The sequence below is a fragment of the Nocardiopsis protaetiae genome, from assembly GCF_045446735.1.
GTDB lineage: Bacteria > Actinomycetota > Actinomycetes > Streptosporangiales > Streptosporangiaceae > Nocardiopsis > Nocardiopsis protaetiae.
On record NZ_JBJJBV010000331.1, the window covers coordinates 1 to 10,877 of the forward strand.

General features: G+C 74.7%; 13 protein-coding genes. 7 read left to right on the forward strand and 6 right to left on the reverse strand.

From position 1 onward, the window contains the following. Positions 1 to 18: 18 nt before the first annotated feature. Positions 19 to 624 carry a response regulator transcription factor gene (locus ACJOT3_RS30900; protein ID WP_406976661.1) on the reverse strand — a complete coding sequence of 202 codons (606 nt, stop codon included), beginning with the start codon at positions 622 to 624 and terminating at the stop codon, positions 19 to 21. A 27-nt stretch (positions 625 to 651) separates the two neighbouring features. Continuing rightward, the gene (locus ACJOT3_RS30905) at positions 652 to 1,773 is read right to left on the reverse strand and encodes a sensor histidine kinase (protein ID WP_406976662.1); all 1,122 of its coding nucleotides are present in this window, start codon (positions 1,771 to 1,773) and stop codon (positions 652 to 654) included. Positions 1,774 to 1,999: 226 nt separating this feature from the next. Here ACJOT3_RS30905 and ACJOT3_RS30910 point away from each other — a divergent pair, with 226 nt between their 5' ends. After that, on the forward strand, positions 2,000 to 2,476 hold the full coding sequence (locus tag ACJOT3_RS30910) for a hypothetical protein (protein ID WP_406976663.1): 477 nt from the start codon (positions 2,000 to 2,002) through the stop codon (positions 2,474 to 2,476). Positions 2,477 to 2,529: 53 nt separating this feature from the next. On the opposite strand, the gene ACJOT3_RS30915 is transcribed toward ACJOT3_RS30910, so the two are convergent. Further along, positions 2,530 to 3,690, reverse strand: a complete 1,161-nt coding sequence (locus ACJOT3_RS30915; protein ID WP_406976664.1) for an epoxide hydrolase family protein — start codon at positions 3,688 to 3,690, stop codon at positions 2,530 to 2,532. A gap of 201 nt (positions 3,691 to 3,891) precedes the next feature. Here ACJOT3_RS30915 and ACJOT3_RS30920 point away from each other — a divergent pair, with 201 nt between their 5' ends. After that, positions 3,892 to 5,052, forward strand: a complete 1,161-nt coding sequence (locus tag ACJOT3_RS30920) for an RNA-guided endonuclease InsQ/TnpB family protein (RefSeq protein ID WP_406976665.1) — start codon at positions 3,892 to 3,894, stop codon at positions 5,050 to 5,052. 75 nt (positions 5,053 to 5,127) lie between these two features. On the opposite strand, the gene ACJOT3_RS30925 is transcribed toward ACJOT3_RS30920, so the two are convergent. Beyond that, positions 5,128 to 5,691 carry a Clp protease N-terminal domain-containing protein gene (locus ACJOT3_RS30925; RefSeq protein WP_406976666.1) on the reverse strand — a complete coding sequence of 188 codons (564 nt, stop codon included), beginning with the start codon at positions 5,689 to 5,691 and terminating at the stop codon, positions 5,128 to 5,130. 4 nt (positions 5,692 to 5,695) lie between these two features. Beyond that, a complete protein-coding gene (locus ACJOT3_RS30930) occupies positions 5,696 to 5,887 on the reverse strand; it encodes a helix-turn-helix domain-containing protein (RefSeq protein ID WP_406976667.1) in 192 nt (63 codons plus the stop codon). Between the two features lie 132 nt (positions 5,888 to 6,019). On the opposite strand from ACJOT3_RS30930, the gene ACJOT3_RS30935 reads away from it, so the two are divergent. Together ACJOT3_RS30935 and ACJOT3_RS30940 are read left to right on the forward strand one after the other, a co-directional pair. Beyond that, entirely contained in the window at positions 6,020 to 6,424 is a 405-nt protein-coding gene (locus ACJOT3_RS30935) for a RidA family protein (protein WP_406976668.1), read from the forward strand. Positions 6,425 to 6,482: 58 nt separating this feature from the next. After that, positions 6,483 to 7,331 carry an alpha/beta hydrolase gene (locus tag ACJOT3_RS30940; RefSeq protein WP_406976669.1) on the forward strand — a complete coding sequence of 283 codons (849 nt, stop codon included), beginning with the start codon at positions 6,483 to 6,485 and terminating at the stop codon, positions 7,329 to 7,331. On the opposite strand, the gene ACJOT3_RS30945 is transcribed toward ACJOT3_RS30940, so the two are convergent. Continuing rightward, positions 7,332 to 7,868 (reverse strand): CGNR zinc finger domain-containing protein, encoded by a 537-nt coding sequence (locus tag ACJOT3_RS30945; RefSeq protein ID WP_406976670.1) that lies wholly within the window; start codon positions 7,866 to 7,868, stop codon positions 7,332 to 7,334. 55 nt (positions 7,869 to 7,923) lie between these two features. Between ACJOT3_RS30945 and ACJOT3_RS30950 the strand changes: the two genes are divergently transcribed. From ACJOT3_RS30950 to ACJOT3_RS30960, 3 genes are all read left to right on the forward strand, one after another. Continuing rightward, a complete protein-coding gene (locus ACJOT3_RS30950) occupies positions 7,924 to 9,075 on the forward strand; it encodes an MFS transporter (RefSeq protein WP_406976671.1) in 1,152 nt (383 codons plus the stop codon). A gap of 39 nt (positions 9,076 to 9,114) precedes the next feature. Next, a complete protein-coding gene (locus ACJOT3_RS30955) occupies positions 9,115 to 10,071 on the forward strand; it encodes a helix-turn-helix transcriptional regulator (RefSeq protein WP_406976672.1) in 957 nt (318 codons plus the stop codon). Between the two features lie 109 nt (positions 10,072 to 10,180). Then, positions 10,181 to 10,877 (forward strand): GNAT family N-acetyltransferase (locus tag ACJOT3_RS30960; RefSeq protein WP_406976673.1); only part of this gene is annotated, 697 nt, incomplete at its 3' end.

Below are 10,877 nucleotides of genomic sequence, written 5' to 3' on the forward strand. Positions count from 1 at the left end.
GTTCCCCGCCCCGGCCGGTCAGAGCCAGTCGTGCTCGCGGGCGTAGCGGGCGGCCTCGTGCCGGGTCCGCGTCTGGGTCTTGTGCATCGCGTTGGACAGGTAGTTGCGCACGGTGCCCTCGGCCAGGTGCAGGCGCCCGGCGATCTCGGCGACCGAGTACCCCTCCCGGGTCTCGCGCAGCACGTCGACCTCCCGGTCGGTGAGCGGGGAGTCGTCGATGACCGCCAGCGCCGACACGTCCGGGTCGATCCACCGCCTGCCCCCGTGCAGGGCGGCGATGACCTCGGCGATGTGCGCGGGGTCGGCCGCCTTGCTGACGAAGCCCTGCACCCCGAGTTTGAGCGCCCGGCGCAGCACCCCGGGGCGGGCGTGCCGGGTCAGCATGAGGACCACCTGCCCGGGCAGCTCCCGGCGCAGCCGGGTGACGGCCTCCAGGCCGTCGGTGCCGGGCATCTCCAGGTCGATGACGAGCACGTCGGGCCGGTGCTCCAGCACCGCCTCCACGGCCGCCGTACCCTCGGCGGCCTCGGCCAGCACGGAGATGTCCCCTTCCAGGGGCAGCAGCGCCGCCAGCGCCGACCGCAGCAGGGCCTCGTCGTCGGCGAGCACCACGGTGGTGGTCATCGGTGTCCTCTCGTGAAGGGCAAGGGGTCAGTGGTCGGCGCCGGCGGCCGGGAAGGACACGGCCGTCAGGAACCGGTCCTCGTCGCGCCGCGCCGTCAGAGTGCCCCCGGCGCCGGCGATCCGCTCCCCCAGGGCGGCCAGTCCGCGCAGGGCGGGTGCGGGGCCCGGGCCCGCGCCGTCGTTGGTGATGATGATGCCCGTCGGAGCGAGGGTGATCCGCACCCGTCGGGCCTGGGCGTGGCGCAGGATGTTGGTGGTGGTCTCCCGCAGCACCTGGCCGACCAGTTCCGCGGCCCGCTCGTCCACCTCGCCCTCGCGTTCGACCTCCACGCCGATGCCCGCGGCCTCGAACAGGTTCTTGGCGTTCTCCAGCTCCGCCGCCAGGTTGAGCCTGCGCTGGGCGTAGGCCAGGTCCCGGGTCCGGGCGATGGTGTCGGCGACCAGGTCGTGGACCTCGTCCAGCTCCCGTTCGGCCCGGTCGGTGTCGGCGCGCAGGAGCCTGCGGGCCAGGGCGGCCTTGAGCTTGACCACGTGCAGGGTGTGGCCCTGGATGTCGTGCAGGTCGCCGGCGAAGCGCACGCGTTCGCGCATGACGGCCACCTCCGCCTCGCGTTCGCGCGCCCGCTCCAGCTCCGCGAGCACGTCGCGGACCGCGAAGACCAGCGCGACCAGGACGAACCCGCCCAGGGCGACGGCCGCGGAGGCCACCCCGAACCGGACCAGGACCTCCAGCGGCCCCTCGGGACCCACCGCGATCTTCACCCCGAGCAGGGCCAGGGAGAAGACGGCCAGGCCCGCGATCGCCGCCCGCCGGCGGCGCCGGGACGCCAACCCCGAGACGACGATGGTGGCCACGACCGCGACACCGTAGACCGTGGTGGCGGCGTCGGCCACCAGGACCCCGGCGACCCACACGGCGGCGACCACGGCCAGCCCGACGGGGATGAGGCGCGGGTGGCGGCCGGTGGTCCACCAGTGGACGACCGTCATGGTCATGGCCAGTCCCGCGCCCATGAGGAGCGCGTCCCCCCAGGCCTGGGCGTCGGTGGCGATCAGCAGCGACCCGACGGCGGCGATCGACCCGGACACGATCTCCATGTTGAGCTTGCGCAGCCGTCCCTGCGTCTCCTCGGTCTGCTCCGACGCCATGGCATCCCTTCGTGTCCGCGCCCTGCGGTGCGCCCGCCCGCGGACCACGGCGCGGCGCGCCCCCAGTCTGGCCGGGTGCGGGGCGCGCCCACCAGTGACACGGCGTCATGGTCCCACCTGGGCGAATGTCACGGTTCGCCGGTGACGCGGCCGCACTGCCGGGAGAGGGGCCGGCGGGCGATGGTAGGGGCATCGACCGGTCCACCACCGACGAAAGGCCCCTTTGATGATCGAGTTCCTCCAGGATTTCACCGCCCAGGTCCCCGTGGCCCTGCAATGGGTCGTGGTGATCGCGCTCGGGATGATCCCCTTCATCGAGTCCTACAGCGGGTCCGCGCTGGGGGTGGTGGCCGGGCTCCCGGCCTGGGTCGCGGTCCCGGCGGCGGTCGCCGGGAACATCGTGTCCATGGTGTTCGTGGTGGCCGTGTCCGCGCGGCTGCGCGCCAGGGTGCACGCGGGCCGCGGGGACGGGGCCGCCGTCTCGCCCCGGCGCGCCAAGCTGAAGGAGCGGTTCGACCGGTACGGCGTGGCCGGGGTGGCGCTGCTGGGTCCGCTGGCGCTGCCCAGCCAGGTGACCGCGGCGGCGACCGTCTCCTTCGGGGCGCCGCGGCACACGGTGGTGTTCTGGCACGTGGTGGCGATCGTGCTGTGGGGCATCGGGTTCGGCACGCTGGCGACGCTGGGCGTGGCGGTCCTGGGCTGACATGGCGGTGCCCCCACCACGGGGGCGGGGGCACCGGGGGCCGGCCGCGCGGGTCAGCGCAGGTCGGCGAAGAACGCGCGCACGTCGTCCAGGAGCAGCTCGGGCTCCTCCAGGGCGGCGAAGTGCCCGCCCCGGTCCTCGACGTCGGTCCAGCGGACGATGGTGTTCTCGGCCTCGGAGCAGCGGCGGATGCCGACGTCGTGGGCGAACACGATGACGGCGGTGGGCACGCCCGAGTCCCCGTCGACCTCGCCCCAGCCCGCCTCGTTGGCGTAGCCCACGTAGGCCGCGGAGGTCGCGGTGCCGGTCAGCCAGTACAGCATGACGTTGGTGAGCAGCCGGTCCCGGTCGATGACCTCCTCCGGGAGGGCGGCGCGGGGGTGGGTCCACTCGCGGAACTTCTCCATGATCCAGGCGAGCTGGCCCACGGGCGAGTCGTTGAGCCCGTAGCCCAGGGTCTGGGGGCGGGTGCCCTGGATCGAGATGTAGCCGAACTGCTCGGTCATGAACTCGCCGATGCGGGCGATGCGGTCGCGCTCCAGGTCGGTGAGGGAGGCCAGCTCCTCCTCCGTCATCTCCTCAAGGGGGATGCCCAGGCCGCCGTTGACGTGCACGCCCACCACCCGGTCGGGGACGATGCGGGCGACGTCGGGCGAGACGGCCGCGCCCAGGTCGCCGCCCTGGACACCGAAGCGCTCATAGCCCAGGCGGTCCATCAGCTCGGCCCAGGCGCGGGCGATGCGCTTGGTGTTCCAGCCGGTGTCGGAGACCGGTCCGGAGAAGCCGAAGCCGGGCAGGGAGGGGATGACCACGTGGAAGGCGTGGGCGGGGTCGCCGCCGTGGGCGCGGGGGTCGGTGAGGGGGCCGATGAGGTCGAGGAACTCCACCACCGAGCCGGGCCAGCCGTGGGTGAGCAGCAGGGGCAGCGCGCCGGGCTCGGGCGAGCGCACGTGCAGGAAGTGGATGTTCTGGCCGTCGATCTCGGTGGTGAACTGGGGGAAGGCGTTGAGCTCGGCCTCGGCCTTGCGCCAGTCGTAGCCGTGGCGCCAGTGGTCGGCGAGTTCGCGCAGCCAGGCCGTGGGGGCGCCGGTGCTCCACTCCTGCCCCGGCAGGGGCGCGGGCCAGCGGGTGGCGTCGAGCCGGGCGTGCAGGTCGTCGATCTGCACCTGGGGGACGTTGATGCGGAAGGGGCGGATGGCCGCGCTGTTCGTCATGTGTCCCACAGTAGAAAGAGTGGAGGCCAGGTTCGGTCCTCCACTCTGTTATTTCCGGGTTCTTCAGCTTGACTTGGCGAGGAACCCCGGGCGTTCACGCCCGGGAGGAATCGCCGCCCAGACCACGCCGACCATCCAGTGACGCAGCTCACTCAAGAGGTGGCAGCATTCGGCCGCGTTCTGTCACCGTCCGGGTGAACCATGTGGGGCGTGTCCGTGATCGTGGTGCAGTTGAAGCTGGTGCCGTCGCCCGAGCAGGCGGCGGCGCTGGCGGCGACCCTGCGCGCGGTCAACACCCAGGCCAACCACGTGTCGCGGGTGGCCTTCACCACCGGGACCAGGCGGAACTTCGCGCTGCGCAAGCGGGTGTACGCCGATGTGCGGGTGGCGGGGATCGGCTCCCAGGCGGCCCAGCACGTGATCAAGAAGGTCGCCGACGCCTACACCGCCTTGGCCGCCAACCTCCGCAACGGCAACCACGGCAGGCCCGGGTCCCAGCGCCGACGGGCGGTGGAGTCCAAGCCGGTCGTGTTCCGGCCGGACGCGGCCCAGCCCTACGACGCCCGCAACCTGTCCTTCGCGCTGGATGCCCGCACCGTCTCCCTGTGGAGTCTGGGCGGGCGGTTGAAGGGTGTGCCGTTCACCTGCTCGCCCGAACAGCTCAAGGTACCGGCCGAGCACCGGTGGGGCGAGGCCGACCTGGTGGTCCGGGACGGGATGTGGTTCCTGCTGGTCGGCGTCACGGTGCCCGATGCCCCCGCCTATGAGCCGGACGGGTTCCTGGGTGTGGATCTGGGCATCGCCAACATCGCCACCGCTTCCGACGGCCGCATCATGGCCGGGCGCAGGCTGAACCGCTACCGCCGACGCCAGGCACGGCTGCGGCAGAAGTTGCAGGCCAAGGGCACCACGTCCGCCGAACGCCTGCTGAAACGACAGCGGCGCAAGGAGTCCCGCCGGGGGCGGGACGCCAACCATGTGACTTCGAAGCGCATCGTGGCCGAGGCCGAACGCACCGGACGCGGGATCTCCCTGGAAGACCTGACGGGGATCCGTGCACGGGTACGGCAACGCAAGCCCCAACGGGCCACATTGCATTCCTGGGCCTTCGCCCAACTCGGGACCTTCATCTCCTACAAGGCGAAGCGGGCCGGGGTGCCGGTGGTGTTCGTGGAGGCGGCGTACTCCTCACGCGAGTGCGCCGACTGCCATTACACCCACCACCGCAACCGCATCTCCCAAGCTCGTTTCGTCTGCCGGTCGTGCGGCGTCGTTGCGCACGCCGACCGCAATGCTTCCCGCGTCCTGGCCCGCAGGGGCCAGGAGGCGTGGAACGCGGGGCGGCCGTCAGGGGACCCCTAGGGTTCTCCTGGACGCGGGAGGCGAACCGGCAGCCGGCCGGACACCTACCTGCAAACCCGGCCCTTCAGAGCCGGGTCAAGTTGACGCCGCCTCGTCGAGGAGTTCGTGGGTGCGGCGGCGCGCGTGGTCGTAGGTGATGCCGTGGTCGGCCAGGGCCGAGGCGGCGGGTTCGGGCAGGCCCTGGCGCAGCAGGGCCAGCAACAGGTGGGCGGAGTCGATGGAGGTGTGGCCCGCGGCGATGGTCTCGCGCAGGGACAGCTCCAGGACCTTCTTGGCCTTGGCGTCGAAGGGGCTGCCCAGGCGGCCGCGCCGTTTGGGCGGGGCGGCCTCGGCGGGCGGGGTGAGGGCCTGGGGGCCGAAGGCGTCCTCCAGGCGGCGGAACAGGGCGTCGGTGTCGATGCCGACGGCCCGCAGGGCGTTGAGCTCGCGGTCGTTGAGGCCGGCGGGGCCGGCGGGCGGGTCGGCGAGCATCTGCGGGGTGAGGCCGGCGTCGGCGAGGATGCGGGCGCCGGCGCCGTCGGTGCGGGCCAGGGTGAGGAGCAGGTGGGCGGGGCCGACCTTGGCGTCGCCCTGTTCGGCGGCGGTGGCGACGGCGTCGGAGACGATGGCGCGGGCGGTGCGGCTGAAGCGTTCGAACACGGTGTCACTCCCGGTGGGCGTGTTTTTGGTGGACGGCCTGGCGGGTGACGCCCAACCGGTCGGCGATCTCCTGCCAGGACAGGCCCTGCTCGCGGGCGGCGCGCACGGTGAGGGCCTCCAGGTGGTCGGCGAGTTTGTGCAGTGCGGCGACGGCGGTCAGGCCGGTGGCCGGGTCGAGCGGCGCTCCCTCTTCCATGTCGTCAATTTATCTTGACGCTTATCGCGTGTCAAGAAATATTGACGGGTCTGCCGGTGGCAGAAGCCAGAACCACCACCGCCCCCGCCGCGTTGAACAGGGGTGACCAGACCGCCGACCCCCGGGAGACCCATGTCCGCCGTCCGCCTCGTCCGCAGCGCCACCCTCACCGAGGCCGTCGACTACGCCTACGCGGCCACCGCCACCGGACCCCTGCGCGCGGTGTGGACCGCCGGGGCCTGCCCCCTGGACGAGAAGGGGGCCACCGTCGCCGTCGGCGACGTCGCGGGCCAGGCCGAGCAGGTCATGCGCAACCTGCGCACCGCCCTGGCCGACGCCGGGGCTGCGCTCACCGACATCGTCAAGACCACCGTCTACGTCGCCTCCTCCCGCCAAGAGGACCTGGTGGCCGCCTGGAACGTGGTGCGCGCCCACATGGGCGGCCACGACGCGCCCTCCACCCTGCTCGGGGTGGCCGCCCTGGGCTACGACGACCAGCTGGTGGAGGTGGAGGCCGTCGCCGTGGTGGGCGAATGAGCCGGTAGTCCGATAACCCGATGACAGGGTGGGCGGAGAGGCGGTAGACCTGTCCCCCATGGACATCCACCGCCTCTTCGCCGAACCCGACGCCGCCACCGCGGCCGCCCGGGTGTCGGCGGCCCTGACCGACCCGGCCCCCTTCCGCGACCCCGGCGGCGAGCCCGCCCCGGGCGGCGTGTGGGTGAGCGCCCCCGGCGTCTCCCGAACGCGCGGCGCGGTGCTGTACGTGTACGGCGGCGGGTTCGTCCACCGCGACCCGGGGCTGATCGCCGCGGCCGCCCGCCGGCTGTCCGCGGCCACCGGCCGCCCCGCCCTGGCCGTGCACTACCGGCTGGCGCCCGACCACCCCTTCCCCGCGCCCCTGGACGACGTGGTCGCCGCATACCGGCACCTGCTCGCCGAGGGGTTCGCGCCCGAGCGGATCGCGGTGGTCGGCGAGTCCTCCGGAGGGGCGCTGGCCCTGTCGGCGCTGCTCGTGCTCAAGGCGGCGGGCGACCCGCCGCCCGGCGCCGTCGTGACCCAGTCCGCCGTCACCGACATGACCCTGGCGAGCCCCTCCCTGTCCGCCGACACCCCGGGCGACCCGGGGGTGGACCGCGACCTCATCGCCGACCTCACCGGCCGCTACCTGGGCGGGGCCGCGCGCGACCGGGCCCCGCAGTCCCCGCTGCACGGCGACCTGTCGGGCCTGCCCCCGCTGCTGATGGTGGCCGGTGGGGCCGAGGCGCTGCTGGACGACACCCTGCGCTACGCCGCGGCCGCGCACACGGCGGGCACCCGGGTGCGGGTGGACGTGCTGGAGGGGCTGCCGCACGCGTTCTCCCTGCTCGCCCTCATCGAGGGCGAGCCCACCGGGAAACTGCTGATGGAGCGCATCGCCGCCTGGATCGACCGCCGGGCCTGATCAGGCGCGGGCGCGGTGCGCCCGGACCCGGGATCGGGTGGCGCACCGCTTGGAGCAGAACCGTCGGGCGCTGCCGCTGCCGGTGTCGATGAACACCCGCCCGCACCCCTGGGCCTCGCACACCCCGCCCGGCGGGCGCCGGCGGTCGGTGAGCAGCAGCGCCAGCACCAGGCCCGCCGAGGCGGCGAACCACTCGGCCAGGGGCGCGTCGTCGTGGGAGTCGGTGTGCACGTGCCAGTGCGAGGCGCCGCCGTGGTCGGTGAGCCGGGGTGGGTGCGCGGCGGCCAGCAGGGCGTTGACCTCGGCGGCGGCCTCCGCGGTGGTGTCCGCGGCCAGGACGCGGCGGATGCGCCCGGCCGCCCGCCGCATCGGCTCGACGTCGGGTCCGGTGACGGACTCCTCCTCGCCGTGGGCGCGCAGCACCGCCTCCACCTGCGCCGGGCCCGTGCCGGGGGCGGCCAGGGCGTTGACGAGGTCGGCGGTGCGGGCGGCGACCACCCGCACCGAGCGGCCGGTCAGGGCGGTGGAGGTCGGCATGCGGCCACTGTAACGCCTCTTCTGATTTGAGGCGTTACCGCGTAGCGTCCGGCCCGTGCGCGAGGTGAGAAGGTACCTGGGCGGGGCGCTGGCCGCCCGGACGGGCGATGAGATGTCGGGACCGGCGCTGCTCCTGCTCGGGGTGGCGCTGACCGGCGAGGCCGTGGCGGGCTCGGCCCTGCTGGCCGGGCTGACCGGGGCGGCCGCGGTGGGCGGGCCCCTGGTGGGGGCGCTGCTGGACCGCTCCCGGCACCCGGGGCGGCTGCTGGCGTGGGCGCTGGGCGGCTACGCGGCCGGGTTCGCGCTCATCGCCCTGGCCGTGGGCCGGGTCCCGCTGCCCCTGGCGGTCGGTGCCGCGGTGGCGGTGGGGCTGCTGGGCCCGGTGCTCTCGGGCGGGTGGACGGCGCAGCTGCCCCGGGTGGTGCCGCCCGAACGCCGTGGGCGGGCGGACGCCTGGGACGCGATGACCTTCGGCGCCGCCGCCCTGCTGGGCCCGGCGCTGGCGGGGGCGGTGGCCGTTGTGGCCGGGGCCGGTGCGGCGGCGCAGGCGGCGGCCGTGCTCATCGCCCTGGCGGTCCCGGCCGCGCTCGCGCTGCCCGCCGCCCCGGCGGCGCACCCGGCGGGGCGGGTGCTGCCCGAACTGTGGGAGGGGGTGCGGGCGGTGCTCGCCGCGGGGGCGCTGCGCCGGGCCACCGCCGCGAGCTCGCTGTCCATCGCCGGGACGGGGATGCTCGTGGTGTGCGCCCCGCTGCTGGGGCTGCGCCTGCTGGGCGGGGCCGGGCAGGGCGCGCTGCTGCTGTCGGCGATGGCGGTGTGCTCGCTGGCCGCCAACCTCCTGCTGGCGCGCCGCCCGGGCGCGGTGTCCCCCGACGTCCTGCTGCGGGTGTGCGTCGCGGTCCAGGCGGCGGGCACCGCGGGGGCCGCCCTGGCGGCCTCCCCGATCCCGCTGCTGGCGTGCCTGTGCCTGGTGGGCGCGGCCGAGGGGCCGCAGCTGACCGCCCTGTTCGCGATCCGCCACCGGGAGGCGCCGGACCGCCTGCGGGCGCGGGTGTTCACCACCGGCGCGAGCCTGAAGATCTCCGCGTTCGCCGCCGGGGCCGCCCTGGCCGGGCCTTTGGCGCAGGGCTCGCTCCCGGTGTGCCTGGGCGCGGCGGCGGCCCTGCACCTGGCCGCCGCCCTGGTCCCCCACCGACACCGGCACCGGTAGCGGACACGACCTGTCCTGCACTCCTGGCAGACTGCGGGTATGTCGACCACCACGTCCTCACGCCTGCTGCGCCTGCTGTCCCTGCTCCAGACCCGCAAGGACTGGCCCGGGGGCGAACTCGCCGACCGCCTGGAGGTGAGCGCCCGCACCGTGCGCCGCGACGTGGACCGGCTGCGCGAGCTGGGCTACCCGATCCAGGCCACCATGGGCACCGGCGGCGGCTACCAGCTGGGCGCGGGCGCCGCCCTGCCGCCGCTGCTGCTGGACGACGACGAGGCCGTCGCCGTCGCGGTGGGGCTGCGCACCGCCGCCCAGGGCGGGGTGAGCGGCATCGAGGAGACCTCGGTGCGCGCCCTGGCCAAGCTGCTCCAGGTGCTGCCCTCCCGGCTGCGCCGCCGGGTGGACGCCCTGGGCAGCTTCACCGTCCCCATGCCGGGCCGGGGCCCCACCGTGGACGCCGACGTGCTGGCCCTGGTGGCGGGCGTGTGCCGCGACGGGGAGCGGCTGCGCTTCGACTACGAGCGCCACGACGGCACCGTCTCGCGGCGCGTCACCGAGCCCCACCGCCTGGTCTCGCGCGGGCGGCTGTGGTACCTGGTGGCCTGGGACAACGAGCGCGAGGACTGGCGCACCTTCCGGGTGGACCGGATGCGCCCGCTCACCCCGACCGGGCCGCGGGTGCCCCCGCGCGACCCGCCCGAGCAGGGGGTGGCCGCCTACCTGGCCGAGCGGATGAACTTCCACATGTGGCCGTACAAGGCCCGGGTGCGGCTGCTGGTCGGCGCCGAGGAGGCGAACGAGCGCGGCATCGGCGAGTACGGCCGCCTGGAGCCGGTGGACGAGGCCTCCTGCGTCCTGGAGGTGGCGGGCGACTCGCTCCAGGTCATGGCCTGCTACCTGGCCATGCTGGAGGTGGAGATGCGGGTGGAGGAACCCGAGGAGCTGCGCACCGAGATGACGGCCCTGGCCGCCCGCCTGCGCCGCGCCGCCGACTGATCCGACCGGTCCGGCGGGGCCGTCCTGGGCGAAGTCCGCACGGGCACACCCCACAGCAACTACTGTGGGCAGTCAACTGACTGCCTAGAGTGATGAAAGTGGGATCCGCGTGCTCACCCGGGACCGTGTCCTCCACCCGACGCCCGCCCTCGACCCCCTGCCGACCATCCGCGACCTGTGCCCCGGCTACCGGATCGCCCGCTGGGACTCCCCCGCCGACCTGTCGGCCGACCGCCGCCGGCGCCTGCACATGATCCTGCGCGGCCTGGCCGCCCGCGCCTTCGGCGCCGACCACTCCGCCTACTGGCACGCCCGCGTCCAGGGCGGCTTCTTCGACCGCGTCACCTCCCTGGCCCTGATCCTGGACCACGGCGGCGTCCCCGTCGGCTGGGGCGGCTACCACCGGCTGCACCTGGCCGGGCGCCCCGCCCTGTACCTGGACGCCACCGGGGTGGTGCCCGCCCACCGCCGCGCCGGGCTCACCTCGGCGCTGATGACCCACTTCCTCACCCGGGAGATCCGCACCCGCCCGCTGCGCGGCGTGGACGTGGTCATGCGCACCCGCCACCCGGCCGTCTACGCCGGCTGGCTGCACAGCCTGGGCCCGCACCGGGTCTTCCCCAACACCCGCCGGCCCCTCCCCGCTCGGGTCCGGCGCACCGCCGCCGAGGCCGCCGACTGGCTCGGCGACGGCCCCGGCCTGGACCCCGACACCCTGGTCGTGCGCGACGCCTACCGGGTGTTCGACGGCGACATCTACGGGGTGCGCCCGCGCAGCGGGCACAGCGACATCGACGACCTGTTCG